The 26,734-nt window shown below is 68.1% G+C and carries 29 protein-coding genes and 1 pseudogene; 20 read left to right on the forward strand and 10 right to left on the reverse strand.

Translation table 11 applies throughout. From position 1 onward, the window contains the following. Positions 1 to 106 precede the first annotated feature (106 nt). The gene (locus AB0M45_RS22950; RefSeq protein ID WP_364332633.1) at positions 107 to 526 is read left to right on the forward strand and encodes a CBS domain-containing protein; all 420 of its coding nucleotides are present in this window, start codon (positions 107 to 109) and stop codon (positions 524 to 526) included. A 10-nt stretch (positions 527 to 536) separates the two neighbouring features. Here AB0M45_RS22950 and AB0M45_RS22955 read toward each other — a convergent pair whose 3' ends face one another. From AB0M45_RS22955 to AB0M45_RS22965, 3 genes are read right to left on the reverse strand one after another with little or no spacing between them, the layout of a single operon-like run. Further along, the gene (locus tag AB0M45_RS22955) at positions 537 to 1,256 is read right to left on the reverse strand and encodes a metallophosphoesterase (protein WP_364332636.1); all 720 of its coding nucleotides are present in this window, start codon (positions 1,254 to 1,256) and stop codon (positions 537 to 539) included. A gap of 5 nt (positions 1,257 to 1,261) precedes the next feature. Then, complete coding sequence (locus tag AB0M45_RS22960; protein WP_364332639.1) at positions 1,262 to 1,531, reverse strand: BON domain-containing protein; 270 nt, start codon at positions 1,529 to 1,531, stop codon at positions 1,262 to 1,264. Continuing rightward, positions 1,531 to 2,094: a nucleotidyltransferase gene (locus AB0M45_RS22965; protein WP_364332642.1), complete on the reverse strand. Its 564-nt coding sequence runs from the start codon at positions 2,092 to 2,094 to the stop codon at positions 1,531 to 1,533. The genes AB0M45_RS22960 and AB0M45_RS22965 overlap by 1 nt, the downstream gene beginning before the upstream one ends. A gap of 129 nt (positions 2,095 to 2,223) precedes the next feature. Here AB0M45_RS22965 and AB0M45_RS22970 point away from each other — a divergent pair, with 129 nt between their 5' ends. Both AB0M45_RS22970 and AB0M45_RS22975 read left to right on the forward strand, forming a co-directional pair. Then, complete coding sequence (locus AB0M45_RS22970; protein WP_364332645.1) at positions 2,224 to 2,649, forward strand: ChaB family protein; 426 nt, start codon at positions 2,224 to 2,226, stop codon at positions 2,647 to 2,649. Then, the gene (locus tag AB0M45_RS22975) at positions 2,636 to 3,130 is read left to right on the forward strand and encodes a DUF6328 family protein (protein ID WP_364332648.1); all 495 of its coding nucleotides are present in this window, start codon (positions 2,636 to 2,638) and stop codon (positions 3,128 to 3,130) included. Before AB0M45_RS22970 ends, AB0M45_RS22975 begins: the two co-directional genes overlap by 14 nt. A 13-nt stretch (positions 3,131 to 3,143) precedes the next feature. On the opposite strand, the gene AB0M45_RS22980 is transcribed toward AB0M45_RS22975, so the two are convergent. Then, positions 3,144 to 4,355 (reverse strand): glycosyltransferase, encoded by a 1,212-nt coding sequence (locus AB0M45_RS22980; protein WP_364332651.1) that lies wholly within the window; start codon positions 4,353 to 4,355, stop codon positions 3,144 to 3,146. A gap of 410 nt (positions 4,356 to 4,765) precedes the next feature. Here AB0M45_RS22980 and AB0M45_RS22985 point away from each other — a divergent pair, with 410 nt between their 5' ends. The 11 genes from AB0M45_RS22985 (at position 4,766) to thpD (ending at position 13,831) form a co-directional block, all read left to right on the forward strand. Further along, positions 4,766 to 5,179 carry an STAS domain-containing protein gene (locus AB0M45_RS22985; protein WP_364332654.1) on the forward strand — a complete coding sequence of 138 codons (414 nt, stop codon included), beginning with the start codon at positions 4,766 to 4,768 and terminating at the stop codon, positions 5,177 to 5,179. Positions 5,180 to 5,430: 251 nt separating this feature from the next. After that, positions 5,431 to 6,054: a PAS and ANTAR domain-containing protein gene (locus tag AB0M45_RS22990; protein WP_364332788.1), complete on the forward strand. Its 624-nt coding sequence runs from the start codon at positions 5,431 to 5,433 to the stop codon at positions 6,052 to 6,054. A 160-nt stretch (positions 6,055 to 6,214) separates the two neighbouring features. Then, positions 6,215 to 6,646 carry an anti-sigma factor gene (locus AB0M45_RS22995; protein ID WP_364332657.1) on the forward strand — a complete coding sequence of 144 codons (432 nt, stop codon included), beginning with the start codon at positions 6,215 to 6,217 and terminating at the stop codon, positions 6,644 to 6,646. Further along, positions 6,636 to 7,421 (forward strand): RNA polymerase sigma factor SigF, encoded by a 786-nt coding sequence (locus AB0M45_RS23000; protein WP_364332660.1) that lies wholly within the window; start codon positions 6,636 to 6,638, stop codon positions 7,419 to 7,421. The genes AB0M45_RS22995 and AB0M45_RS23000 overlap by 11 nt, the downstream gene beginning before the upstream one ends. A 549-nt stretch (positions 7,422 to 7,970) precedes the next feature. Continuing rightward, positions 7,971 to 8,318: a hypothetical protein gene (locus AB0M45_RS23005; protein WP_364332662.1), complete on the forward strand. Its 348-nt coding sequence runs from the start codon at positions 7,971 to 7,973 to the stop codon at positions 8,316 to 8,318. Between the two features lie 436 nt (positions 8,319 to 8,754). Beyond that, positions 8,755 to 9,465 carry a response regulator transcription factor gene (locus AB0M45_RS23010; RefSeq protein WP_364332664.1) on the forward strand — a complete coding sequence of 237 codons (711 nt, stop codon included), beginning with the start codon at positions 8,755 to 8,757 and terminating at the stop codon, positions 9,463 to 9,465. A 55-nt stretch (positions 9,466 to 9,520) separates the two neighbouring features. Next, on the forward strand, positions 9,521 to 10,561 hold the full coding sequence (locus AB0M45_RS23015) for a HAMP domain-containing sensor histidine kinase (protein WP_364332667.1): 1,041 nt from the start codon (positions 9,521 to 9,523) through the stop codon (positions 10,559 to 10,561). A 228-nt stretch (positions 10,562 to 10,789) separates the two neighbouring features. Continuing rightward, positions 10,790 to 11,248 (forward strand): diaminobutyrate acetyltransferase, encoded by a 459-nt coding sequence (gene ectA, locus AB0M45_RS23020; RefSeq protein ID WP_364332791.1) that lies wholly within the window; start codon positions 10,790 to 10,792, stop codon positions 11,246 to 11,248. Next, positions 11,245 to 12,522, forward strand: coding sequence for a diaminobutyrate--2-oxoglutarate transaminase (gene ectB, locus AB0M45_RS23025; RefSeq protein WP_364332670.1), 1,278 nt, complete (start codon positions 11,245 to 11,247; stop codon positions 12,520 to 12,522). The genes ectA and ectB overlap by 4 nt, the downstream gene beginning before the upstream one ends. Further along, positions 12,519 to 12,917, forward strand: a complete 399-nt coding sequence (locus tag AB0M45_RS23030; RefSeq protein ID WP_364332673.1) for an ectoine synthase — start codon at positions 12,519 to 12,521, stop codon at positions 12,915 to 12,917. Before ectB ends, AB0M45_RS23030 begins: the two co-directional genes overlap by 4 nt. Beyond that, positions 12,914 to 13,831, forward strand: a complete 918-nt coding sequence (gene thpD / locus AB0M45_RS23035; RefSeq protein WP_364332676.1) for an ectoine hydroxylase — start codon at positions 12,914 to 12,916, stop codon at positions 13,829 to 13,831. Before AB0M45_RS23030 ends, thpD begins: the two co-directional genes overlap by 4 nt. Before the next feature lie 242 nt (positions 13,832 to 14,073). Here thpD and erm read toward each other — a convergent pair whose 3' ends face one another. Further along, positions 14,074 to 14,886 carry a 23S ribosomal RNA methyltransferase Erm gene (gene erm / locus AB0M45_RS23040; protein ID WP_364332679.1) on the reverse strand — a complete coding sequence of 271 codons (813 nt, stop codon included), beginning with the start codon at positions 14,884 to 14,886 and terminating at the stop codon, positions 14,074 to 14,076. Positions 14,887 to 15,195: 309 nt separating this feature from the next. Further along, the gene (locus AB0M45_RS23045) at positions 15,196 to 15,723 is read right to left on the reverse strand and encodes a hypothetical protein (RefSeq protein ID WP_364332682.1); all 528 of its coding nucleotides are present in this window, start codon (positions 15,721 to 15,723) and stop codon (positions 15,196 to 15,198) included. A gap of 796 nt (positions 15,724 to 16,519) precedes the next feature. Here AB0M45_RS23045 and AB0M45_RS23050 point away from each other — a divergent pair. After that, on the forward strand, positions 16,520 to 16,720 hold the full coding sequence (locus AB0M45_RS23050) for a hypothetical protein (protein ID WP_364332685.1): 201 nt from the start codon (positions 16,520 to 16,522) through the stop codon (positions 16,718 to 16,720). Positions 16,721 to 17,360: 640 nt separating this feature from the next. Here AB0M45_RS23050 and AB0M45_RS23055 read toward each other — a convergent pair. Beyond that, positions 17,361 to 17,663 (reverse strand): annotated as a pseudogene (locus AB0M45_RS23055) (serine/threonine protein kinase); the annotation flags it as partial. Positions 17,664 to 17,842: 179 nt separating this feature from the next. On the opposite strand from AB0M45_RS23055, the gene AB0M45_RS23060 reads away from it, so the two are divergent. Beyond that, a complete protein-coding gene (locus tag AB0M45_RS23060; protein WP_364332688.1) occupies positions 17,843 to 18,925 on the forward strand; it encodes a dihydrodipicolinate reductase in 1,083 nt (360 codons plus the stop codon). Further along, positions 18,922 to 19,413, forward strand: a complete 492-nt coding sequence (locus AB0M45_RS23065; RefSeq protein ID WP_364332691.1) for a carboxymuconolactone decarboxylase family protein — start codon at positions 18,922 to 18,924, stop codon at positions 19,411 to 19,413. Before AB0M45_RS23060 ends, AB0M45_RS23065 begins: the two co-directional genes overlap by 4 nt. Before the next feature lie 19 nt (positions 19,414 to 19,432). Here the strand turns inward: AB0M45_RS23065 and AB0M45_RS23070 are convergent, their stop codons facing one another. After that, positions 19,433 to 20,152 (reverse strand): hypothetical protein, encoded by a 720-nt coding sequence (locus AB0M45_RS23070; protein WP_364332694.1) that lies wholly within the window; start codon positions 20,150 to 20,152, stop codon positions 19,433 to 19,435. Between the two features lie 79 nt (positions 20,153 to 20,231). Continuing rightward, a complete protein-coding gene (locus tag AB0M45_RS23075) occupies positions 20,232 to 21,794 on the reverse strand; it encodes an amino acid permease (protein WP_364332697.1) in 1,563 nt (520 codons plus the stop codon). A gap of 124 nt (positions 21,795 to 21,918) precedes the next feature. Between AB0M45_RS23075 and AB0M45_RS23080 the strand changes: the two genes are divergently transcribed. Next, positions 21,919 to 23,319, forward strand: coding sequence for an FAD-dependent oxidoreductase (locus AB0M45_RS23080; RefSeq protein ID WP_364332700.1), 1,401 nt, complete (start codon positions 21,919 to 21,921; stop codon positions 23,317 to 23,319). A 24-nt stretch (positions 23,320 to 23,343) separates the two neighbouring features. Here the strand turns inward: AB0M45_RS23080 and AB0M45_RS23085 are convergent, their stop codons facing one another. Continuing rightward, complete coding sequence (locus AB0M45_RS23085) at positions 23,344 to 23,973, reverse strand: UdgX family uracil-DNA binding protein (protein WP_364332704.1); 630 nt, start codon at positions 23,971 to 23,973, stop codon at positions 23,344 to 23,346. 168 nt (positions 23,974 to 24,141) lie between these two features. On the opposite strand from AB0M45_RS23085, the gene AB0M45_RS23090 reads away from it, so the two are divergent. Further along, on the forward strand, positions 24,142 to 25,467 hold the full coding sequence (locus tag AB0M45_RS23090) for a glycosyltransferase 87 family protein (RefSeq protein ID WP_364332707.1): 1,326 nt from the start codon (positions 24,142 to 24,144) through the stop codon (positions 25,465 to 25,467). 392 nt (positions 25,468 to 25,859) lie between these two features. Continuing rightward, complete coding sequence (locus tag AB0M45_RS23095; protein ID WP_364332710.1) at positions 25,860 to 26,624, forward strand: trans-aconitate 2-methyltransferase; 765 nt, start codon at positions 25,860 to 25,862, stop codon at positions 26,622 to 26,624. The last annotated feature ends 110 nt before the right edge of the window (positions 26,625 to 26,734 follow it).

The raw sequence follows: 26,734 nt of genomic DNA on the forward strand, positions 1-26,734 counted from the left end.
ACCGGTCGGATGCCCGCGTTAAGGCATCCGAAACGCGGGTACGACGTGAGCGAGTCGCCCGATTCTCGGGGGCTCACACCACTCGAGACGTCCCAGGAGGACACCGATGACAACAGCACGGGACATCATGACCCCCGACGTGGAATGCGTCCGCTCCAGCGACACGATCGTCACGGCCGCGCAGCGGATGGCGGAATTGAATGTCGGCGCCCTGCCCATCTGCGGTGAGGACAACCGGCTGAAGGGGATGCTCACCGACCGCGACATCGTCGTCAAGGTGATCGCCCAGCGCAAGGACCCCCTCGGGGTGGACGCCGGCGAACTCGGCGGCGAAGAACTGGTCACCGTCGACGCGAACGACGACGTACGCAAGGTCATGTCGGTGATGTCGCAGCATCAGGTACGGCGCGTGCCGGTGCTGGAGAACGGCCAACTGGTCGGCATCATCGCTCAGGCAGACGTCGCCACCACCGTCGAGAACACCGAGGCGGGCAGCACGGTGGAGGCCATCTCGACCGACTTCTGATCCAGCGTGCTCAGACCGCGGCCGGGTGCAGGTCATAGACCGCATACGCCGCACGAATCACCGGCTGGGCGACATTGCGCACCCGGATGCCGCCCGGAGTCGTGCCGCGCTCGGCGCCCGCGTGCGCGTGACCGTGCAACGCCAGATCCGCGCCGTGCGCGTCGATCGCCTCACCCAGCAGGTAGGAGCCGAGGAACGGATAGATCTCCCTCGGCTCGCCGTGCAGTGTGTCACTGATGGGGGAGTAGTGCGTGAGCACAACCCTGACATCGGTGTCCAGCGCGGCGAGGGCACTGCCCAGCGCGGCGGCCACTTCCACAGTGTGCCCGGCAAATTCGCGCATCAGACGTTCGCCGAAGACGCTGGCGCACTTGCCCGCGAAGCCACCGCCGAAGCCTTTCGTGCCCGCGACCCCGAGCGTCGACCCTTCGACGGTCAGCGTCATCGATGTCCCTTCCAGGACTGTGATGCCGTGGTCGCCGAGCAAGGAAGCGATGTCGTGCTCGGCGTCGCAGTGGTAATCGTGGTTGCCGAGCACGGCGGCGACCGGCACGCCGAGGTCCGCGAACTCCGCGGCGACGACCTTCGCTTCGTCGACGGTGCCGTGCCGGGTCAGATCGCCGGCAAGCAGGAGTACGTCGGCCCGCTCGGGCAGCTCACGCAGCGCGGGACGCCACTGCCCGCGCGAATCCACGCCCATGTGTATGTCACCGACCGCGGCTATCCGCATGCCGCTCAACTCCTTTCGGATTGTTCCTGTTCGAGCGTCTCGGTTTCCACGGGCGCCGCGGGACGGGTGACGTGAACATCGTTGTGGATGCGCGCGTGCGGGAGTTGCTCGCGGACCACGGTTTCCATCCGCTGTTTGCGTTCTTCGCTGCTGACTTCGCCGCCGAGTACCACGACATCGCCGCGGATGGTCACCTGCACGCCGAGTTCGGCGGTGCGCGGATCCTCGGCCAACGCGCGGCGCAGATTGGCGACGACGTATTGCGGCTGCTCCATTAGTCCACCTTTCCGGTGCGGGTGATGCCGAGATCATCCAGCAGGCCGAGGAAGGCCCGCGCGTACGGCGACGCCTTGGTCTCCTCGCGCACCACCTCCCAGTCCACCTGTTCCCGCAGGTCGCGCGCGATGTGCAGGATCGGGCTGAGGTCGAGCCGATGGGCGTCGAACACCAGCATCTTGTCCACCATCAGGTCGGTGCCGCTGATCACCGGAGCCTTGGTCGGCCCGATTCGCATCACGGTGGCGCGATCGAGCACTTCGTCGGTCACCTCGCGGTCGTTCGGACGGTAGATCAGATCGATGAGGATGTCGTCGGCGTAGACCTTGCGCAGCCAGTTCTCCGGCGGTTCGCACGCGCGAAGTCCCGCGCGGGTCAGCGCGTGGACCGCCCGCCCCGAGTCGGCCGGTTTGATGAAGAGGTCGACATCGTGTTGCGAGGCCGGACCGCCGCGAGCGTAGACCGCGCAGCCGCCCGCCACCGCGAATCGGATATCGGTACCGGCCAGCGCGTTCACCGCGCGGGTGAGCGCGTGCAGCAACTGATCGGTGGTCACGGCCATGCAGCGGTGGTACCCGGCGGACGCCGGGTTAATCGAGGTTTCCGGCGGGTATGCGACCGGATACGAAGAGCCCGCGCAGACACGTCGCGAGCGGTTTTCGGACTACCGGACGTGATGGAAGGAGCGATCATGCCCAAGACGACGGCACGCGGCGAAGCCAAACAGTCCGAGTTGCCGAGCACCCTGCGCCGGTCGGAGGAGAAGGCTCAGCGCACCTTCGCGGAAGCGCACGACGCCGCGCTCGAACAATACAACGGCAACGAGGAGCGCGCCCATCGCGTCGCCTACGCCGCACTGAAACACAGCTACGAGAAGGTCGGCGACCACTGGGAGCCGAAGCCGCGTCGCGGTCCCTCCGATGAACGCGCCGAGCACGGCGGCCCGAGGGCGCAGGGGGAGACCGCCGAGGGGGTCAACGCCAATGCGCCGAAGGAGCACCTGCTGTCCGTCGCCAGACGGCTGTCTATCCCCGGCCGTTCCCGGATGACCAAGAACGAACTCGTCGAGGCGATCGAAAAACGCAATCGCCAGGAGACCCGGCGTGCCAGAGAATGACGACGCCTGGGCGCGCCGAGAACGTGGTGAGACCGAACTCGAACAACTTGACCGCAATTGGGCAAGCCTGATCCAGGAACTGCGCGTCGTGCAGACCGGCGTGCAGTTCCTGTTCGGAGCGCTTCTGATCCTGCCGTTCGAGGCGTCGTTCGGCACGTTGTCGCACGCCATGCGCATGCTGTATGTCGCGACCCTGGGTGCCGCCGTGGGGGCGACGGTGTTCCTGGTCGCGCCGGTGTCCTGGCATCGCATTCTGTTTCGGCGGCACCGGCTGGGCAATGTCGTCGCCGCGGCGCATCGGTGCGCGATGGCGGGGCTCGCGCTGCTGGGGATCGCCTTGATCGGAGCGGTGACCCTCGTGGTGGACTATGTGGCGGGCAGGGCGGAAGCCGTGGCCGCGGGAATCATCCTCGCCGCGCTGTTCCTGGTGGTTTGGCTCATCGCGCCATGGCGCTGGCGCGGCACACCGACCGATCGCTGAGCACGGTCATCGCTCACCTGGCCCAGGACACGACTTCCCCCGCTCGCGCGGGAGCACCGCGGTGGTAGGCGCTGAGCGTCTCGACCGCGACCCGATCCCAGGAATGGCGTCCCGCCGCACGCTGATAGCCCGCGGCGCCCCATGTTTCACGCAGCGTCGCGTCCTCGAGCAGCGGGCGAATCGCCCGTGCGATCGCGTCCGGATCAGGGGGAGCGACCAACCGCCCGGTCACGCCGTCGACCACCGTGTCCAGCAGGCCGCCCACGGGCGTCGCGATCACCGGCCTGCCACATGCCATCGCCTCCAGCGCCACCGTGCCGAACGGCTCGTACCAGGGCGTGCACACCATGATGTCAGCGGAGCGGTACAGCCGCGGCAACATCGGGCGCCCCACCGGTCCGATCAGCCGAAGGCGTTCGAGCACACCGTGATCCGCGGCGACGCGGCGCAGCCTTCGGCCTTCGGTGTTGTCCTGGTCGTCGGTCGCCGGGCCACCGGCGATCACCAGTTCGGTGTCCGGCAGTTCCCGCAGCGCCTTGATCACTGCGTCGAATCCATTGCGCCGCACCAGTTCTCCCGCGGCAACCAGCCGATGCCTGGCGTTCCGCTCGGCGCGGCTGCCCTCGGGGGTGAACGCGCTGAGGTCGACGCCGCAGGGCACGATCGAGGTCCGGAAGCGCGGCACCCCCATCCTGGTCAGTTCCACGGCCTCGTCGGAGCAGGTCGCCACCACGTGCGCCGCCCTGGTCGCGATCAGCCGCTCGAAACGGATCCGCGAGCGCGGGCTCTGGTCCGCGAGACCTTCACAGCGCCGTTGCACCGTGCCGAGTCCATGGAACGTCAGCACCACCGGGATGCCGTCCGCCCGCGCCGCCAGCTCGGCGGCGAGCCCGGACAGCCAGTGGTGCGCGTGCACGATGTCCGGCTGCTCGACGGCCCAGTGCCGCCGCAGAAACGTGCCGAATTCGCCGAGGTAGGGCAGTGTCCGGTCGCCGGGCAGCGGGGTAGGCGGCCCGGCCGGGACGGACACGACGCGGTAGCCGCCGTCGGCGACGTGCTCGACGGGGGACGCGGCACAGGTGCGGCGGGTGTAGACCGTCACGTCGTGCCCGCGCCGGGTGTAGGCGGCCGACAGCCCGGCCACCTGCGGACTGCGCCCGCTCGGATCGGCGGGACTTCCCTCGGCGAGCGGGCTGGTGTCTTCGGAAACCATGGCGATCTTCACCGGTTGCTCCGTTCTCGTCGCGGGTGCCGCCGGAACGCGCGAAGGCGCGCGGCTGCCCAACGACCGGCATCGCGTGACGTTCGGGGAATATGTGCCGGATATGCCCTGCGGCGGGCGGATGAAACCCACCGGAGTGGCCACGGCTGGGCGTACCTCCTGCTTTCGCTCCGGCCGTGCGCGGTCTATCGCCCCGCTCGCGGGCGTTACGGCGGTACGAGGTTCTCCCGCCGAACGCTGTCGGGAACTGGTCGGCCGTGCCACACTGTAGGGAGGTTGAGATAACAGCCGACCCCGGTTCGACGCACGGCGCAGCCGGTCGATGGGACGGCATGACAACCGATTCACCCCGGGCGCCGCCCCTCGTCCCAGCCGTCGCGGAGAGCTGGAATCCCCTGGATGGGAGGTTCGACTTGTCTGCCATTTCTCTGCTACGAGAGCATGCCGATGGCGTGCATCTCGACGGTTCGGGACCGGGACGTAGGCGCGACAACCGGTTGTGGGCACAGCGGGTGGATCGCCGCCGCGAATGTGTAGTGGTCCGCGTCGAAGGCGAGTTGGACGCCGCCGTATCGGCCGAGTTCTTCGCAACGGTCGACCGAGCGCTGCAGTCACCGTGCGATGCCGTCGTGATCGATCTGCGGGCGGCGAGGTTCATGAGTTTGCGCGCGGCAGTGCGGCTCGGCGCGCTCCGGAGGGCCGTGTCCAGCGGTCCCGATCTGCGGATCGTCGCGGGTGGATCAGGAGTCGAGCGGGCGCTCGAGGTCACCGGCGTGCGGTCGCTCTTCCCGCACTATCCCTCGATGCGGACGGCGCTGGACGCATGAGCGAGGACACAGCCGAGCACTCGCTCATGCCGGAGCCGAGCGGCAGTGAGGCGCAGGTGCGCAGGTATGAGCGAGCGAACCGAGGTTATAGCCGAGCCCCAGCGAGGGCAGGCATCAGCTGACTCGATGCCGTCGTGACCTCGCGTCCCGATCTGCTCGCACCGCACGCACGGGCAACGGATACTTCTGCTGTGACTGAGAGTGGGTCGGTCCAGCCCGAGGAAGCCCTCGTGCTGGACCGGGTGATCGCGATGGGGACGCCGCAGAGCGTCGGCAGTTTTCGGTTCTGGTTCGCCGACCAGCGATGGGAATGGTCGGACGAGGTGGCTCTGATCCACGGCTACCGGCCGGGGACGGTGACGCCGACAACGGAGTTGCTATTGATGCACAAGCACCCGGACGACCGCGCCGCGGTCGCCAGTGCCCTGGCGAGGTCGATCGATTACGCAGAGCCGTTCTCCAGCCGTCATCGGATTATCGATACCACTGGCGAAGTCCACCATGTGATCCTGGTGGCCGATCGCATGGTGGACGAGGCCGGCGAGGTGGTCGGCACGTCGGGGTACTACATCGACGTCACCGAGACGCTCGAGGAACACCGGCAGGAAACGCTCGACGACGCGCTGCCCGAGTTGTACGCCGCCCGTGCGGTGATCGAACAGGCGAAAGGCGCACTCATGCTGGTCTACGGCATCGGCGCCGAGCAGGCATTCCGGGTGCTGAGCTGGCGGTCGCAGGAGACCAATGTGAAACTGCGCACCCTGGCGGCGCGACTGGTCGCCGACCTGCCCGGGCTGACCGGCACCCCGGTGAGCCTGCGCACCGAATTCGACCACCTGTTGCTCACCGCCCACGAGCGGATCGGCACCGACTGACCAGTGTTTCGATCCGTCGGCGCGGGGTACGTCAACGACCGAGAAGCGCGGCGGCCATTCGATTCACGTCCGCGGCGAGTGCGGTGTTTCGGCGGCTCGGGATGACCAGCGGTATCCAGGCCGCCGCGCGGCGGCTGCGAGGACAAGGTGGTGATGGGCAATGGGGGAGTGGATTTCCCGATCCTCTACCGAGACAACAACCGTCGGCGTGCGCGTGCCCGCTCAGTCGGAGCAGCTGACCATGCTGCGCGCGCTGGCGGAAACCGTTGCCCTGATCGCGGACTTCGCCCTCGACGAGGTGACCGACATCCGGCTCGCGCTGGACGAGGTGGCGACCTCGCTGATTCTGGACGCCGTGCCCGGCTCGATGCTGGACTGTGAGTTCACCTACGACGCCGACAAGATGTTCGTGCACGTCTCCTCGGTCGCGGTCTCCGAGTCGGTGATCGGCCAGGCAGGCTTCGGCTGGCACATCGTGCGGACCCTGACCGATTCGATCGCCGCGGCCCAGGGCTCCTACGACGGCATGCTGGGCGGGTTTCCCACGGTGATCGACTTCAGCTGGGTGCGGGGTGCCGCGGATGACGGGTGAGTCGAGATCGCGCGGCGACAGCTACGACAACATCGAACCGCTGTTCGAGAAGATCGCAGCCCTGGCCCCGAATGATCCACGCCGGGAGCCGATGCGGCAGGAACTCATCGAACGCTGCCTTCCGCTGGCCGAGCACATCGCGCGGAAGTTCTCCGGGCGCGGCGAGAATTTCGACGACCTGCTGCAGGTCGCGCGGCTGGGGTTGGTGCAGGCCGCAGACCGGTTCGACGTGGCGCGCGGATCGTCGTTCCTGTCGTTCGCGGTGCCGACCATCATGGGCGAGGTCAGGCGGCATTTCCGGGACAACACCTGGGCCGTGCGGGTGCCGCGCCGGACCAAAGAGATCCAGTTGAGCATCGGCGCGACCGTCGAGACGCTGTCGCAGCGACTCGGCCGGATGCCGAAGGCCAGGGAGATCGCGGCGGAGCTGGACGTCGATCTGGTCGAGGTGACCCAGGCCTTGATCGCGGGCAACGCCTACCAGTCGTCGTCCATCGACGCGGTGGCCGGCGACGACATCGAGAACGCCCCGTTGCCCCTGTTGGACAGCCTCGGCAGCGAGGAGCCCTCCTATCACCTGGTCGAAGACTTCATGGCGGTGAAACCGCTGATCGGCGAGCTGCCCGAGCGTGAGCGCCAGGTGCTGATCATGCGATTCTTCGAGTCGCTGACGCAGAACCAGATCGCCGAGCGACTCGGTGTCTCCCAGATGCATGTCTCCCGCATCTTGTCCAGGACGTTGAACTCCCTGCGGGAACAGGCGCTGCGCGACTGAGTACGCCTGACGGGCAAGTCGGTCCGTCGTCAGCCCGCGCGCGACCGGGGTACGCCTACACCGGATTCGGCGGCATGGGGTCCGGCGACGGTCCAGGTGGTTGCGGGTCCGGAGACGGACGACCGGGATCCGGCACCGGTCCAGGCGTCGGCGGCCGAGGGATCGGTCCTGGCACCGGCGGCAGCGGACCGGGTCCCGGTGGACGGGGATTCGGATCCGGAATGGGATCCGGTTCCGGAATCGGGGGTACCGGATCCGGTTCCGGGATGGGCGGCACGGGGTCCGGCTCGGGCCTCGGGGGAACGGGATCCGGGACCGGCCGCGCCGTGCTGACACTGCGCATCGAACTCCTCCTCGTTTCATGGTCGGCGCCGCGCCGCGGCCGCGCCGTGCGCAGGAGCCGATCACCGGCCGGTTACCCAGCGATTGCGGGACGAACCGGCCGGGGCTGCGATTACGGACGGTTCGTCCGACCAGTTTGCGGAGTATGTCCCCCGGGTAGTCACTCAGGAGCCGGACAACAGATGCCAATGGCTCGAGGAGCTCGTCATGACCGACCAGCGCCGACCAGGCACCCGGAATCCGAAGTTGGGTCCGGGTGGCACTGGGTGGCCGCCCCGGACCAAGGGGATTTCCGTCACGAGGAATCACGACGTCATCCGTCGCTGGGCGCAGCAGCGTGGCGCCCGGCCCGCGACCGTGCCGGGCAGCGAGTACGACGGACGGCTCGGAGTGCTGCGTTTCGACTTCCCCGGATACGGGGGCGCCGTGCTGCGCCGGGTGGGGTGGGACGAATGGTTCGCCATCTTCGACGCGAGAAAGCTGCGGTTCTGGTACCAGGAACACAACGCCGACGGGTCGCCGAGTAACTTCAACCGCCTGGAGGCACCGCGGTAGCCGCTGGGCCGCTGCCACCGGGGTGAGTCCCGTCACCGTCGGCGGCCGCGTACGGAGGGGGTGGTGCCGAACACAGCGCGATCGCGAGTTGCGGTGTGTGCCCAGCGTTTCCCCGCGGCCTCGGCGTTACCTTAGGTGCATACGAAAATAACTGCGGCCGAGGGCTTTTCGTGTACAGTCCGGTGGGCTCCGCGGTGCGTGTAGCAGCGGCGCATCCAGGTCGGCCGATGACCCGATCACCGCCGGACCGGTGGGCCATATAGCGTGTGTGGACGACCCGACGGGGGTCCGCGCCGGTCTGCCGGACGTTTACCGGCAGGGACTCCCGGGTATTTGAAAGCGAGCAAGGTTGCTCGAAAGCGGAAGTTCGCGTCGGTATGGGGATGCGGTAGTCCGCATCGTGACGCGCTTCCGCATGTCTGCAAGGGATAAGGTCTTGAGCGCAAACCTGATGATCGTGGAAGACGACGACCGGGTCCGTGGAGCGTTACGCCTCGCGATGGAGGATGAGGGCTACGACGTCGATGAGGCGGAGGAAGCCGAGGACGCGCTCACCCATCTGCGCAGCAACGGCGTGCCCGATGTGATGATCGTCGATCTGATGCTCGGCGGTATGGACGGATTCGAATGTATCCGGGAGATCCGTCGTGACCACGACGTTCCGATCATCGTGGTCAGCGCTCGTGACGACACCCACGACGTGGTGGCCGCACTGGAGGCGGGCGCCGACGATTTCGTCACCAAGCCGTTCGAGATCAAGGAGATCACCGCGCGCATGCGGGCGGTGCGCCGACGCGCCCGGCTGACCGCTGAGCGCGAGACGCCGCAGGAGATGGTGCTGGATGCCGACGACACGGCGCCGCTGGTGCTGGCGCAGGACAGCGGGGTGGTGCGTCGCGGCGACGAGGAGATCCGGCTCACGCTGACGGAGTTCCGGTTGCTGTGTGAGCTGGCGGAGTCACCCGGCCGGGTGCTCAGCCGTACCGTACTACTCGAACGAGTCTGGGACCGTGGGTTTTTCGGTGACGAGCGGATCGTGGACGTGCACATGCGCAGGTTGCGCACCAAGATCGAACGGGATCCGTCCGATCCGCGCATCGTGGTGACGGTGCGCGGGCTCGGTTACCGCCTCGATGTGCGGCGCTGAGCGCCGCTTCGACGCGAAACGCTGGAGTCCGGGCGCCTGGAGCCTGCGTGGCCGCGTGACGGCCGCGTTCGCGGCCATCGCCGCGTTGATGTCGCTGGTGCTGGTCGTGTCGGTGTTCGTCATCAGCCGCGGTTATCTCGAGGCGCAGCGGCAGCGTGCGGGCGCCGAGTCGTACGGTGACCTGAATGCCGATCTGGTTCTGCTGCGCAACGTTCTGATCGGCTGTGCCATCGCGGTGACCCTGATCGGCGCGGCGGTCGGCTGGTGGGCCAGCAGGCGGGTGCTGACCCCGCTGCACCAGCTCGCCGGCACGGCCGCGCGGATCGCCTCCGGCGACCTCGACCTGCGGCTGCCTGCCACCGCGGACCAGGACCTGGCCATCACGGTCGAGTCGTTCAACTCCATGGTCGACTCGCTGCAGCGGCGCATCGAACGCGAGCATCGCCTCTTCGGCGACGTCAGCCACGAGCTGCGAACCCCGCTGACCACCCTGATGGCCAGCGTCGACGTGCTCAATCGGCATCGCGGTGATCTGCCGGAACGTTCCCAACGGGCGGTCGGCCTGGTGACCGACGAGGTCGACCACCTGCGCAGGCTGCTGGATGATCTGCTGGCGTTGGCCCGGGTGGAGGCGGGCATGCACCACGGCGACGCCGAGCCGCTGTCGGTGCGCGACCTGCTCACCCACACGCTGGCCGATCGCCGTTACCGGGCGGAGTTGCTCACCATCGACCAGGACGTCACCGTGCGCGGCCGCAAGCTGGAGCTGGAACGCGCGGTGGCCAACCTGCTGCACAACGCCGACCGGCACGGCGGCGGTGTGGTCGCGGTCACCGTGCACCGCGACGGCACCGACGCGGTGATCACCGTCGATGACGCGGGGCCGGGCGTGCCGCCGGCGGACCGGACGCGCATCTTCGAACGATTCGCGACCGCGCGCAGCGGCCGCCGCTCGCCGGGTGGAACCGGGATCGGCCTCGCGCTGGTCGCCGAAACCGTCGCCACGCATCACGGCCGGGTGGACTGCACCGAGCGGCCGGGCGGGGGTGCGCGATTCGTCGTGCGCCTGCCCCGGTTGGGCGACATCCATCCGTAACACGACCGTAAAGAAGTCGACCACTTCAGCTCAAAGTCACTTCGCAAGCCTGAATAAGTACTGCTGACCCGACGAGGGAGTTGTATGTCACTGCCAACCCTGTCCCCAGCGGAGATCGAGCGATCGCACGTCGAAAACGCCGCGGCCGCTCTTGGGGCCGCCCCGTCCCGGAACAACACCGGGCCGCTCGTGGTCCTGCGCACGCCCCGCCTGGACGATGGCGCCGCGATGTGGCGAATCGCCAAGGATTCCGCGGTGCTCGACGTCAATTCGAGCTACGCCTACCTGCTGTGGTGCCGCGATTTCGCGGGCACCTCGGTGGTCGCCGAACTCGACGGCCGCGTCGTGGGATACGTGATCGGATACGTCCGCCCACAGGCGCCCGACACCGTCTTCGTCTGGCAGGTCGCGGTGGATCACTCGCAGCGCGGCCGCGGCATCGGCGCCGAGCTGCTGCACACCTTGCTCAACAGTGTCGCGGCGCGGGGTGTTTCGGTACTGGAGACGACGATCTCGCCGGACAACGCCGGATCCATCGCAATGTTCGCGTCGGTGGCGAGAGCACGGGGAGCGGATGTCACCCGGCACCCCCTGTTCGATGCCGGCGTCTTCCCGGACAGCCACGCACCCGAAGAGCTGTACCGCATCGCACCGACCGCCCGCACCACCGAGGAGGATCACCGATGATCAACGCCGACACCACCGTTTTCGAGAGCCTGGAGTCCAACGTGCGCGGTTACTGCCGCGCCTGGCCCACCGTGTTCACCACCGCGAAGGGCAGCTGGCTGCGCGACGAGGAAGGCAAGGACTACCTGGACTTCTTCGCCGGCGCCGGTGCGCTGAACTACGGGCACAACAACGACGTGCTCAAGCGCTCGCTGCTGGACTACATCGCCGCGGACGGCATCACCCACGGCCTGGACATGTCGACGGCGGCCAAGCGGGAGCTGCTGGAGACGCTGCGCGACACCGTCTTCACGCCGCGCGGCATGGACTACAAGGTCCAGTTCCCCGGCCCGACCGGCGCCAACGCCGTCGAGGCCGCGCTCAAGCTCGCGCGCAAGATCACCGGCCGCGAGACGATCGTCAGCTTCACCAACGCTTTTCACGGCATGACTCTCGGTGCTCTGTCGGTCACGGGTAACGCCGCCAAGCGCGCGGGGGCGGGAGTGCCGCTGGTGCACGCCGCGCACATGCCCTACGACGGCTACTTCGACGGCACCACCGCCGACTTCCAGTGGATGGAGAAGGTTCTCGACGACACCTCGTCGGGCTTCGACCGCCCCGCCGCGGTGATCGTGGAGACCGTGCAGGGCGAAGGCGGCGTCAACGTGGCGCGCGCCGAGTGGTTGCGGCATCTCGCCCAGCTGTGCGCGGCCCGGGAGATCCTGCTCATCGTCGACGACGTGCAGATGGGCTGCGGGCGCACCGGACCGTTCTTCTCCTTCGAGATCGCGGGCATCACCCCGGACATCGTCACGTTGTCGAAGTCGATCGGCGGCTACGGCTTGCCGATGGCGCTGGTGCTGTTCAAGCCGGAGTTGGACGAGTGGTCGCCGGGCGAGCACAACGGAACCTTCCGCGGCAATAATCCGGCGTTCGTCACCGCCACCACCGCGCTGCGCCACTACTGGTCCGACGACGCCCTCCAGTCCGCGACCCAGGCCAAGGGCGAGCGGATCGCCCGCGTCCTGAGTGAGCTGGCCGGATACTTCCCGGGCGTCTCGACCCGCGGCCGGGGTCTCGTGCACGGCGTCGTGTTCGAGGACCCCTCGCAGGCGGGCAAGGTCTGCCAGATCGCGTTCGAGCGTGGTCTGCTGGTGGAGACTTCCGGTTCCACCGACGAAGTGGTGAAGCTGCTTCCGCCGTTGACGATCACGGAGCAGGAATTGGACCAGGGGCTGCATGTTCTCACCGGCGCCGTCGAGTCGGTGTGCGGCGGCATGGGGGCGGGCGCATGATCGTGCGCACCACCGCGGAGATCACCGGCAGCGAGCGGGACGTCAGGGGCGAGGGCTGGCGCAGCAAGCGCATCATCCTCGGCGGCGACGGCGTCGGTTTCTCCTTCCACGAGACCACCATCGACGCGGGCACGGTGCACGAGTTCCACTACCTGCACCACGTGGAGGCGGTGTGGCTCATCGAGGGCGAGGGCACGTTGACCGATCTGGACAACGACGTCAGCTACGAGCTCGCGCCCGGCTCGATGTACCTGCTCGACGGACACGAACGCCACCGCCTCGAGGTCCGCACCCGGATGCGGATGATGTGCGTGTTCAACCCGCCGGTCACGGGGCAGGAGGTCCACGACAGCAACGGCGTCTACCCGCTGGTGGCCGCGACGATCGGAGGATGAGCACACCAATGGTTCTGCAGCACACTGAAACCCGGCCCGAGACCGCGCGCTACGATCGCTACCCGACCCGGCTCGGTGCACCCGCTCCGCACTTGGAGCGCGCCGACCCCGCGGTGTGGGGAGAGATCGACAGCCCCGAACTCGCGTCGTTCGACGCCGACGGGTTCGCCATTTTCGACGAGTTGCTCACTCCTGGGGAGGTGGCCGAGTTCAGCGGCGAGATCAACCGGCTCGCAGGGGATCCCGCGCTGCGCGACGACGACCGGCTCATCGTGGAGAAGTCGTCGAACCGGGTGCGCTCGATCTTCGAGGTGCACAAGCTCAGCGCCGCGGTCGCCGAGCTCGTGCGTCAGCCGCGGGTGCTGCGGTTGGCCGAGCAGGTGCTCGGATCGGAGGTGTACGTGCACCAGAGCCGGGTCAACTACATGCCCGGCTTCCGGGGCGCTGGTTTCTACTGGCACTCGGACTTCGAGACCTGGCACGCCGAGGACGGCATGCCCACCCCGCGCGCGGTGAGCTTGTCGATCGCGCTGACCGACAACTACCCGATCAACGGCAGTCTGATGGTCATGCCGGGCTCGCACCGTACTTTCGTGCCGTGCCTGGGCAGCACCCCGGCCGAGCACTATCGGGAGTCGTTGCAGGAGCAGGAGATCGGGGTGCCGACCGCCGAGGACATCACCGCGCTGGCGAACCGGTACGGGATCAGCCAGTTCACCGGCCGGGCCGGCTCGGCGCTGTTGTTCGACTCCAACCTGATGCACGGATCGTCGAACAACATCACGCCGTTCCCCCGCTCGAACATCTTCGTGGTGTTCAACAGCGTGGAGAACACCCTCGTCGAGCCGTTCGCCGCGCCCGCGCCGCGGCCCGGCTACATCGGCAGCCGCGACTTCACGCCTCTGTCGGCCTGACCGATCCCCCACCCCGCGGGTTCGGGCTGGACCGCGGACGTGATCCGCCGCTGGACGATGCCGGCATCACCGTGGCTGCCGGAGTCGACCAGCAGGGGTAGGCCGGCCGCGGCATCTCCGGCGAATGCTCATCGCCGAGACGCCGCGGTCGGTCCGCGTGTCGTCGTGATCCGGGCGTTGGATGCCGCGGGTGCCCGGTTCGGCCGTTTCTCGCCGACCGGGCCACTCCCAGCTGGACCTGGTCAGGCGCGCAGTGCTCGGTAGAGGACCAGCCACCGATCGGGTGCGACCAGCCCGACCGGCCGGTCGAGCGGAATTCCGGCCGCCGCGCAGGAGGCGCGTACGGTGCCGGCCGGAAACTCCCGGCGCAGTGACGCGGCCAGGCAACCGCCGACTCCCGAGAAACCGAGCTCGACCACCCTGCGGTAGTCGCCGATCAGCTCGCGCGGGAGCAGCGGATCGGGCCGGTTACGCAGCCGCAGGATGGCTGTGTCGACTCGCGGCACCGGGTGGAAGCTGTTCCTGCCGATACGCGCGCCGAGCTCGATCGCTGTCCTGGGCCAATGGCTGACGGCGAGCTTGGACCAGCGGCCGTAGTCGCCGGAATGCTTACGGGCGAACTCTATTTGGGTGAGCAAGGTGGCGGAGGTGAGCTGCCGCGCGGCCAGGCACCAGCGCACGATGTCGGTCGTGATGGCGAACGGCACGTTGGCCACAACGGCGAACGGCTCCCGTGGAGCGCGTACCGTGCGGAAATCCCTGTGGTACAAGTGGATGCGCCGATCATTCGCGTACCTGCGGCGCAGCAGATCCGCGTAGTGCCGATCCTTCTCGTAGGCGCGGACGCGGCCTGCGGTACCGAGCAAGTGCCGGGTCAGCATGCCGTCACCGGGTCCGATCTCCAACACCAGGTCGTCGGCGCCCACACCGGAGGCGCGCACGATCAGGCGCGCGGCACCGGCATCGGTGAGAAAGTTCTGCGACAGCCGCATTCGCGTGCTCGGGGTGCTGAGCCTGCTGCCTCGGGCAAGCGGAAGAGAGCGATGGCGGGACATGGGTGTCCTCCGAACGGAGTGGTCGAATCAGGAAGGTTGATTCGCCCGGACCCATGCCAGGGCACGGCGGATCCGACGGCGCCTATCGGCCGTCGGCGTGGATTCCGATCGAATGGATCAGGAGATCAGAGCGGTACGGTGCGCTGGCAGAGCCCAGGCCGCCATACGCAGCCGGATGTAATACCCGCCAACCGCGTATGCGGCGTGCACACCGCCACTGCCACCCATGCCCGGCAACCTACGGCATGCTCGGAGGCAGGCGCCAGTTGTTTTCCGCTCGAGGTCGTCGGTCCGGCATCGATCCCGCAGTTACGTCGTCTGACCGAGCACGTCGGAGGGTTGCTGCTCGGCGGCGTAGGCGCGCCAGGAACCTGCCTCGGCGTGTTTGCCCTGCTGGTCCAGCAGATCGGCGAGTCCGGCCATGGCACGAGGTTCGCGGCGGTCGGCGGCGGTGCGCCACCAGGTTTCGGCTCCGGCCCGATCACCGTGCCGGTACCGGACCAGCCCTAGTTCGTACGCGGCGCCCGCGTGCCCGGCCTCGGCGGCCTGGGCCCACAACCCACACGCCTGTTCTTCCTCGCCCATGGTGGACATGGCGACGCCGAGATCGTAGAGAGCGCCGCGATAGCCGGGATCGCCCGACTGCCTGGTCTCGGTCGCGGACCGCGGCGGATCGACTGCCGCGGATCGTTCGCCGGCCTGCGGTGGTGACGGCGGATCGGTCGCGGTATCCGGAACCGGTGGGTTGGGGGCGGAGCTGGGAGTTCCTACTGGTGGTTGCGTGTTCTGCGACGACGAACCGGGGGCTGAGTGCGTGGTATTCGTCGCTCTCTGCATGGTCGCTACTGGCGGGCCTAGAGACTGCTGCGGCGCTCCTTGGGACTGCTGCGGCGCTCCTGGGGGCTGCTGCGGCGTGCCTGGGGAGTGCGTATTCGGCGATGCCAAGTCCCAGGGGTAGGTCGCAGGGTGTGTATTGGCAACCGGTGGGCCGAAGGGAGGATTCGAAGCATCCATGGTGTGCTGCGCCATATTCGACACCCGTGGGCTGGAATCAGTGCGCGGGGTGTCTGTCAGCGGATGCGCGGCCAGCGGGTTGGGAGCATCGACCGGTAGTAGCCGCGGGACTTCTGTCGCGGAGAGCGTGGGTGCGAGCCCCGGGGAGGAGGGAGTGCCGGGGCCATCTGCTGCGGGGAGTGTGGTCCCCAGTAGCGGGCTGGGTGCTGAATACGAGGAATCTGCCGGAGAGTGTTGGTTTGTCGGCGATGGACCGGCAGCACCGAGCCGGGCGTCTGCTGTGGCAGCGCCGAGCCGGGGGTCTGCTGTGGCCCGCGTATCCGTGTCCGGGAGGCGTAGCCCTAGGTGTGGCGAATCCGGTGCGGATTGCGTGTCGCCTTCCACCGCTCCGGGGACGGAAGGCGGAGCTTCCTGGGCAGGCCCCCGTGACGACTGGAGGTTCGTGAAGAGACTGCCCGCGCGTCGGGCTGGGACCGGTCGCCCGTTGGCAATTGGGTGGCCATTCGCGACCCGCGGGGACTCGCCCACGGTCGTACTGGCGGTAGTGGTGGATTCGCCCGCCCGCGGAGCAGCGTCGATGCGGGGAACCGGCATTGTCGGCGCGGTCGGGGGACCTTCGGTGGATGCAGACGGAGTGGCGGGCGTGCTCATCGCCATCGGTGTCGTCGCGGGCGCGTTCGTGGCGGATACGTCCGGCGCGAGCACCGTGGGAGCGGTCGACACCGCCACGACCAGGTTGGCGAAGTTCGGGGGTCCCTCGCCGATGCTGCACCACAAGACGACTCGCCCCTCCGGCCCGTGCTCGACGACGATGCCGTAATTGCCGGTCCAGGACTTCTGGGTGCCGAATTCGTCCACCCAGACCGGGGTGAGAGTCACCAACGCGCTCGAGGCCGTCGGCGTCACGTGGAAGCCGACCCCCTCGGCGAGTGCGTCGCTCCACGCATCGACTCCGGCCAGCGGCCGTCCGTGCAAATCCACATAGCCGTCGACTACGGATAGACCGATCCCCAGCCCGCGCAGCCCAGCGGGCGGCGCCGCGGAAAGCATTGTCACGGTGACGGTAGTCGGCGAAGGGCCGATCTGCTCGGTGTACATCGGATACACCATGCTGCCGTGCCAGATGATCGGGTCCGCACTCTGATAGCGCGCGGCCAGTGGCAGGTCTTCGGACGAATTCCGGGCAGCCCACGACGAATACGGATCGTTCATGTTCGCGCCGCCTTTCCGCCCGATCCCGACCGCCGCCCCCGCGCCGGGCGGCCAGCGTTAACCGTACTAGCCGCGATCCGGAGCCGCGCCGCTATCCCCTGGCGCTCGGCAACACCCGTGCGCAGCAACGCCACGAGTCACTTGGCGGTCCAGCCGCGGTTATCACGGGGCCTCCCGCGGTATCAGCCCCGACGTGCACCCCGCACGGCGTCGAACGACCCGCGGCCGGTGTCGAGGTGCGACCCCGCTTATCGACGTGACGCGGCGAGGCCTTCCAGCGCGGCAAGGTCTTTTTCCAGCGCCCGGAACAGCCAATACACGCCGACGAACGCCAGCGCACTACCAACGCACAGCACGCGCAGCGGCATGATCACGGCGGGAATGTCCTGCGGCGGAATGAAGGTCACGCCAGCCACGCCCAGCAACGGCACCGCGGCGGCGACGGCCAGGAAGTAGGTACTGGTCGCGTCGAGTTGCCGCAGGCGACGCGCGTCCTCGGCGCCGAGTCCGCCATGCGGGAGAAACGTCGGGTACAGCGACCGGACGGCGTAGGATGCGACCGTCGCCCCCGGACCCGCCGCAGCAGGGTGCGCCATGGGGGCATCGTATCGCCGCCGTCGTTCGGGAACCGCCCGTTCGGCAGCGGAATCCGGACCGTGCCACGACCGGGTTCCGCGAGCGCTTTCCAGGAACGCCGAACAGCCGACCAAGCGCTTGCTACGCTCGATCGATGATCTCCACGGTGGTCTGGGGCACCGGCAATGTCGGCCGGGCGGCCATCCGGGCCGTCGACGCCCATCCAGCGCTGCGCTTGACCGGAGTGCTCGTGCACAATCCGGACAAGATCGGCCGCGACGCGGGCGAACTCGGCGGCCTCGGCCACGTGCTCGGCATCGCGGCCACCTGCGATGTCGACGGTGTGCTCGCGGCCGGCCCGGCAGCCGTCGTTTATGCCGCCTCCGGCGATATTCGCCCCGACGACGCGCTCGCCGACATCGTGCGGGCGGTGCGCGTGGGCGCGGTGGTCGTCACGCCCGCGCTCTATGCGTTGTACGACCCGCGCAACGCCGCACCTGAGGTGCGCGAGCCGGTGCTGGCCGCGATCGCCGAAGGCGGCGGGTCGCTGTTCGTCTCCGGCATCGATCCCGGGTGGGGCAATGACGTACTGCCACTGCTGGTCAGCGGGCTCGGCAGCACGGTGGACACGATCCGGTGCCAGGAGATCTTCGACTACTCCACCTACGATCAGCCGGATTCGGTGCGTTACCTGGTCGGCATGGGCCAGCCGATGGACTACCAGCCGCCGATGCTCGCGCCATCGGTGCCGACGATGGTGTGGGGCGGGCAGATTCGGCTGATGGCGCGAGCGCTGGGTGTCGAGCTCGACGAGATCCGCGAGACGCTGGACCGGCGTGCCCTGGAGGCGACGGTCACCACCTCGTCCATGGGCGAGTTCGCCGCGGGTACCCAGGGTGCCGTGCGATTCGAGGTCCAGGGGATCGTCGAAGGGCAACCGCGCCTGGTCGTGGAACATGTCACTCGCATCCATCCGTCCTGCGCTACCGACTGGCCCACGCCCGCCGACGGCGGTGCGGGTGCGCACCGGGTGATCATCGAGGGTCACCCGCGCATCGAGGTGACCGTCGTGGCGACCGACGAGGACGGCAACCGGTCCGCGGGCGGGAACGCCGCGGCCGTCGGCCGCCTGGTGGACGCCATCGACTGGCTGGTAGCCGCGGAGCCCGGACTCTATGACGCACTGGACATTCCGCTGCGGCCCGCGGTCGGCAAACTCGGAAGGAAGCGCCCATGATCATCGACATCCCTGAGGGGAAGGACCCGATCGGCTATGTCTGGGGCGAGATGGTCCCCGGCATCGGGATCGCCGCCTCGAACTTCTCCTTGTCGGTCTATTCACACAGCACCCTCGGCTTGCGTGAGTTCGAGGCCGCCAGGCTGCGCATCGCTCAGATCAACGGCTGCCTGTTCTGCCTGGACTGGCGCACCGAGCGCGACGGCGAGAAGGTCGAGCCCGAATTCGCCGACGCCGTCGCGCATTGGCGCAGCACCGACGCCTTCGACGAACGCACCCGCCTCGCCGCCGAATACGCCGAGCACTACGCCACCGATCACCACAACCTCGACGAGGAGTTCTTCGGGCGCATGTTCGCCCACTACAGCCAGGTGGAAGTGGTCGAACTGAGCATGAGCATCGGCTCGTGGCTCGCGTTCGGCCGACTCAACCACGTCCTCGGCTTGGACGCGGTCTGCATACTGCCGGGCCATACCCCCGGTCAGTAGGGCCGGACGCCGCGGAGCATCACGCCGGGAGTCTCGACACCCAGGCGGGCTGCCCGTCGACGAGGCCGAGTTCGAATTGCTCGGGAGCGTCGAGTACGGCGCTGAGCTGCCGATGGGCTTGCTCGGCCGAGATCTCGGCGGGGAATCGGATGTATTCCAGCGTGGCGCCCGGGATCCGAGCCTGGAATCGGTACCGGAATTCGACCTGGCCTGCGTAGGTCAGCGCGATGCGCCCCTGCCAGTCGATGTCGTGCTTGCCGTCCGCGCGCCGGGTGAAGGAGACCTCCTGGTCGGCGACCGAGTCGTGCCCGAGCAGATAGATGTTGAACGCCAGGCATTCGACGTCTTCCGCGTCGGCCAAGGGGAGCGGATCGACGGTGAGGCATTGCGGCTGTTCGGACGTCAACAGAAAGGGGCGTCCGGGCGCGGCGGCGCGCAGGCCGGTGCCTTCGTCCTCGCCCCAGTAGGTGGACGACAACGTGCAGCGGTGATAGTTCTGCCACACGATGGGCGACAGCCAATCCTCGTCGATGTCACTGTCGTCGTCGCGGTGGTCCTCAGGCCGGTAATCGGCGTCGTAGTCCGCGGACCGCAGATGCAGATCGAACCACAGGCCACCCGCCTGGTCCATACGGCCGGTCCACGCGAACTCCTCGATCGCATGCCCCTCGGGCCAGGGATTTCCAGGGAACACAATTCTTCCGGCGGGCGAAAGACGTGCCAGGTCGGTCCTTTCCATGCCGACAAACCCTAGCGACCGAGGCCGACAAACTCGACATGCCAAAGCGGGGAACTCGATCTCGCCGTAGCGACTCGCTTCAGACGACGGCGGGTGCCTCTGTCTCTTGCTCGCCGGCGGGGGGCTCGTCCACCGTCCGCTTCGGTCCGGTGAACCAGCTCCGCGCCGACATCAGCCACCAGATCCCGATCGCACCCACCACGCCGACCAGGGTCAGCGGCGCGTAATTCACGGTGGTCCAAGTGAATTCGGGATGCCACGGGTAGCCGCGAGCGTCGGTGGGGAGGATGAACAAGCAGCTGATCACCGCGATCCAGATCAGCGCGACCACACCCACCGGTCGATACCACGCGCCGAGCTGCCATGGACCGGTGCGGAATCGGGCGCCGTGGCGTTGCCGAAGCAGGATCGGAATGCCATAGGCAATGTACAGGCCGATAGTCGCGACCGAGGTGGCGGCCGCGTATGCGGTCGGCGCGTTCGGCGCGGGCACCAACATCGACGGAATCAGCAGCACGAAGGCGAAGAACGAGATGAACAGCACCGCGTGCACGGGCACCTTTCGCGCCGAAAGCCGCGACCAGAGCTTCGCCCCGGGCACGGCGCCGTCCCGCGCGAACGCGAACAGCATGCGCGAGGCCGAGGTCACCGAGGCGTATCCGCAGAACAGTTGCGCGACCGCCGCGATCACCAGCAGCAGACCCGACCAGAACCCGGTCAGCGAGTTCTCCAGGATGTAGATCACCGGATAGCCGCTGTTCTGCTCCGGATCTAGTGCGTCGTCGAGATTCGGGATCGCGAACGTCACCGCCAGGATGAGGAGATATCCGGCGATCGCCGACACGATGATCGTGTTGATGACGCCCTTCGCCGCCATGCGGGACGCGTCGTGCGTTTCCTCCGACATGTGCGCGGACGCGTCGTAGCCGGTGAAGGTGTACTGCGCGTGCAGCAGGCCGAGCAGGAAACTGAATGCGACCCCACCGAATCCGATCGCGCTGTTGTCGACGGTTTCGGTGAAGACGAATCCCGCGCTCTGGTGGTGCTTCGCACCGAACCCGAGTACGACGACGAAGATCACCACGCCGCCGACGTGCCACCACGCCGACACGTTGTTGATCACCGCCGACAGGTGCGGGCCGATCGCGTTCAGTACGGCGTGCAGGACCAGGATCGCGGCGAACACGCCGAAGATGGCCGTCCGGTCGGTGCCGATGTCGACGCCGATGACGTTCAGCACGACGGTGGTGAAGATGGCCGCGCCGTAGTCGATCGCCGCGGTGACCGCGATCTGACCGATCAGGTTGAACCAGCCGGTGAACCACCCCCACACCGGACCGCCCAGCTCCGCGGCCCACCAGTACAACCCACCCGAGGTCGGGTAGGCGGAAGCCAGCTCCGCCATGGCGAGCCCGACGAACAGCACCATGATCGAGACCAGGGGCCATCCCCACGCCATGGTGATCGGCCCGCCATTGGCCAATCCGATTCCATAACTGGCCAATCCACCGGTAAGGATGGACACGATGGTGAAGCTGATGGCGAAATTCGAAAATCCGGACCACGTTCTGGCCAGTTCCTGCTTATAGCCGAGTTCGGCGAGCCGACGTTCGTCGTCGGAGGCGGATCGGGTGTCGGTCATGTGTGCTCCCGGGTGAAAACGCTGCCCTCATATCGCGTTTGCCAGAAGATCAGTGTGAATTAGTCGCGGGTCGACCGCATGGCAACCAGGAAACTCGCGGAAACCGGGCCCCAGCGCCCGCCGCATGCGCACCGAACGTAGCGTGAAGACCATGGGCGAGCGCATGGTCGTCATCGGTGGTGACGCGACGGGGATGTCGGCGGCGTCGCAGGCGCGCCGGATGAAGGACGCGAGCGCATTGGAGATCGTGGTCTTGGAGCGCGGCGGTTTCGCCTCGTTCTCGGCCTGCGGCATTCCCTACTGGGTCGGCGGCCACGTCCTCGAGCGGGACGCCCTGATCGCGCGCACCCCCGGCGAACATCGCTCCCGGGATATCGACTTGCGGATGCACACCGAGGTGACCGAGATCGACGTCGCCAAAGGCCGGGTCCGCTTCCGCGAGCGCGATACCGGGATCGAGGCATGGATGACCTACGACCATCTGGTGATCGCCACCGGCGCCCGGCCCGTCCGGCCACCGCTGCCGGGCATCGACGCGGGCGGCGTGCACGGCGTGCAAACGCTCGACGACGGCCAGGCACTGTTGGAGACGCTGGAGCGGGCGCGCGGCAACCGCGCCGTGGTCGTCGGCGCGGGCTACATCGGCGTCGAAATGGCGGAGGCCCTGATCCGGCGCGGCTACGACGTCACGATGGTCAACCGCGGCGCCGAGCCGATGTCCACGCTCGATCCGGACATGGGCGCCATGGTCCGCGACGCGATGTGCGGAATGGGCATCGAGGTCGTCGGCAATGCGGAGGTTTCCGAGATCCGGACCGGGGACGACGGCCGGATCGCCGCGGTGGTGACCGACACCGCGGAATATCCGGCGGACGTCGTGGTGCTCGGAATCGGTGTGCGTCCCGAGACGCAACTGGCCCGTGCGGCGGGGTTGCCGTTGGGGGAGCACGGCGGACTGCGCACCGATCTCGCCATGCGGGTGCGTGGGCACGAGAACATCTGGGCAGGCGGCGATTGCGTCGAGGTGTTGGATCTGGTCTCCGGCCGGGAACGCCACATTCCGCTGGGCACGCACGCCAACAAGCACGGCCAGATCATCGGAGCGGGCATCGGCGGCGGATACGCGACCTTCCCCGGAGTCGTCGGCACCTCGGTGAGCAAGGTATGCGAGCTGGAGGTGGCGCGAACGGGTTTGCGCGAGAAGGACGCCAGGGCGGCAGGCCTGCAGTACGTGACGGTCACCATCGAATCCACCAGCCGCTCCGGCTATTACCCGGGCGCGGAGCCGATGACGGTGAAGATGCTCGCCGAGCGCCGGACGGGCCGGCTGCTCGGCGTGCAGATCGTGGGGCGCGAAGGCGCCGGCAAACGCGTCGACATCGCCGCGGTTGCACTGACCGCCCGGATGACCGTCGAGCAGATGACGGTGTTGGACCTCGGATACGCGCCGCCGTTCTCTCCGGTGTGGGATCCGGTTCTGGTGGCGGCCCGCAAGGCAGTGAGCGCTGTCCGCGCGCGTGGGTGAAGCCGCGCTCAGGCGCCGCGGCCTTCAGCGCGCTGCCGCGGAGTTTCCGAGCTGGGCGCGGACGATGCGCAGATCGGCGACGAACGCCGCATAGGCCTCCGCGCGGTCGGGTGCACGCAGTACCGCCGACGGGTGCACGGTGGCGACGACTCGATAGTCCTCGGCCTCGATCACCTCTCCGCGTTGTGCGCTGACCTTGAACGAAGGGCCGAGCACCGCCTGTGCCGCGATCGCACCGAGGCACACCACCAAGCGGGGTCGCAGCAGGTCGAGTTCGGCATCGAGCCACGCCGAACAGGCGACCACCTCGGTGCGTCCCGGCGTCTTGTGGATCCGGCGTTTGCCGCGCTCGACGAATTTGAAGTGCTTGACGGCGTTGGTCGCGTAGACCGCGTCACGGTCGATATCGGCCTCCGCCAGCGCGCGGTCGAGCAGCCGTCCGGCCGGACCGACGAATGGCTGCCCCAGCACGTCCTCCTGATCGCCGGGCTGCTCGCCGATCACCACGACATCCGCGTTCGCGGGACCCGCGCCGAATACCGTCTGGGTCGCGTGCCGGTAGAGATCGCACCCGCGGCAGTGGCAGGCGGCCTGACGCAACCGCGCCAGATCCGCGCCCTCGGGGACGAACTCCGCAGCGCCGGGCGCCTTCATCGCTCATCGCCTCCCGCATCGACCGGGGTCGCGACCGTCATGTGCCGACCTCCTCTGCTGCCTCGGGCTGTTGGTGGCATACCCGTTTCCTGGCCCTTCACGCGACGAGCGCGACCGGGCCGTCCCACGTGCTGAACGCGCGGAGAGAGGTCGGTATAGTCGCCGCGGATGAGTAGTGTCAGCGCCACCGCCGAAACGCCGATGTCCCATAACCGTCGACTCGGGCGTGTGCTGCGGTTGGCACCGGTTCTCGCGGTCGGGTTCTCCGCCTTCTGTCTCCTGAAGCCGGTCTGGCCATTCGACGAGATCACCGGCGGATTCATCGACCTGCAGGTATATCGGCTCGGCGTCGACGCCATGCGGCACGGCGCCGACATGTACGGCCAACTGCCGCAGACCACCATCGGCGCGGGTCTTCCGTTCATCTATCCGCCGTTCGCCGCGCTCGCGCTGGGCCCGTTCGCGATGCTGCCCTGGGATGTGGCCGCGCTGAGCTTCTTCGTCTCCTCGGTGGCCGCGCTCGCCATCACGCTCTACGTGGTGGCTCGGCGGGTGTGGCCGGAGGAGTCGCGGCGCAGGTTGGCGGTCTGGGCGACGGCCTGCGCGACGCCGCTGGGACTGCTGCTCGAGCCGATTCATTCGACGCTGGACTTCGGCCAGGTCAATCTGTTGCTGATGGCGCTGGTCGCCGCGGATTGCCTGACGCACAAGCCGCGCTGGCGCCGCGGCATGCTGATCGGTATCGCCGCCGCGATCAAGCTGACGCCCGCGGCGTTCGTGCTGTACTTCCTGGTGCGCCGGGACTACCGTGCGGCGGCGACCGCCGCCGTCACCGGTGCGGCCGCGACGGCACTCGGCTTCGCGATCCTTCCGAAAGAATCGGTCAAATACTGGTTCGGCGGGCTCGGTAACGTGTCCGGGCTGAGCGGGTCGGCATTTCATACCAATCAGTCGATTCAGGCGGTCTTTGCCCGGTTCGAGGTGCCCGAGCCCGCGTTCACGGTGGTCTGGCTGGTGCTGGGCGCCGCGCTGCTTGCGTTGGTCGTCGCCGCGATGCGCCGGGCCGCCGACCTCCCAGCGCTCGCCCTGGCCATCAACGCCGTCTTCACCCTGCTCGTCTCGCCGATCTCCTGGTCGCACCACTGGGTATGGATCGCGCCGGCGTTGTTCGCCATGGCCGGATACGCGACTCGCCTTCCTGGCAGGCGGGCGATCGGCTGGTGGATGACGTTCGTGGTCACCACGGCGGTCTTCGTGATCGGTCCGCACAACTGGCTGCCCGACGGCGAGCACCGCGAAACCATGTGGACGCCATGGCAGCACTTCATCGGCAACACCTACGTCTGGTTCAGCGTGGTACTGGTCGCGCTGTTCGTGGTCGGCAGCAGGCGAGGCGTCCCGATCCGGCAGGTGCAGCCGGACATGCACGCGGCTGAGTCTTCGCAGGCCGCGACATCAGCTCTCACTCCCGCCGAGGCGGCTGGACGTCCCTAGAACGGCCCGCCGCCCGCCTCCGAGTCACGTCGATGTGCCGAGATGCCACCAGGATTCGGCTGGTGGGGCAAGGGCGGGCTTGGTTATGCCCTGTGCGGCAGAATGTTCAGAACCAGTGTGACCCCGGCCACGATGCTCGCGCAGGCCACGAGGGTGGAGAAGGCGGACTGCGTGAGCGCCGCGATACCGAGCGAAAAGGCAAGGCACGTAGCAAAAGCGAGCGCGCCGGTTCCCCGTTCCACACCGGCTATCCGGGTTGGTCGGTGATCCGTCATGGCTATGTGATACCCAGAGGCGGCCGTTACGAAACCGTGATGCCGAGTCTGTTTTCTCCTTTTCGCTCGAACAATACAGTACGTACGTACGGTTTGGTAGCGATTCGGGAGCGGACCATGTGGGATCCACAGCAGTACCTGGCTTTCGGCGACCATCGGTCGCGTCCCTTCTTCGACCTGCTGGTCAGGGTCGGCGCGACCGAGCCGCGGGGAGTGGTCGACCTCGGCTGCGGTCCAGGGCATCTCACCGGCGTACTCGTGCAGCGGTGGCCTGGCGCGAGCGTGCAAGCTCTCGACTCATCACCCGACATGGTCGCGGCCGCGTGCGGCCGCGGCATCGAAGCGACGCTCGGCTCCGTGGAGAACTGGCAACCGGGCGAGGACACCGATGTCGTCATAACCAACGCCGTCCTGCACTGGGTGCCCGGACATCCTGCTTTGCTGGCGCAATGGATGCGCCAACTTCCCGCGGGGGCGTGGTTGGCCATCCAAGTTCCCGGAAACTTCGACGCGCCCTCGCATCGAGCCATCCGGCAAGTGGCCGCCCGCGGCGAATGGCGCGACCGACTCGGACGGGCGGGCATCCTCGAACCCCACGCCGTGCTCGATCCGGCGGGATACGCCGACGTGCTCGCCGACTCGGGCGGCGCCGTCGACGCGTGGGAAACGACCTACCTGCAGCGTTTGACCGGTGACGACCCGGTGCTCGGCTGGGTCGCAGGCACTGCGCTGCGCCCGGTCCGCGACGTCCTCGACGACGCGGAGTGGCGCGAGTTCGCCGCCCAGCTCGCCCCACTGCTACGGGCTGCCTACCCGTACCGGGACGACGGCACCACCTGGTTGCCGTTCCGGCGAGTATTCCCGGTCGCCCAGAAGCAGTAGCAATCCCGGGCCGGCCCGGCCTGGACAGCGCTGGACAACCATTTGTCCGGAAATCTCCGGGCAGCCGCCTGAGCAGGCGAGCGCCGTTGCTGATGATCGGCAGGATCGGG

The organism is Nocardia sp. NPDC051787 (genome assembly GCF_040681325.1).
GTDB lineage: Bacteria > Actinomycetota > Actinomycetes > Mycobacteriales > Mycobacteriaceae > Nocardia.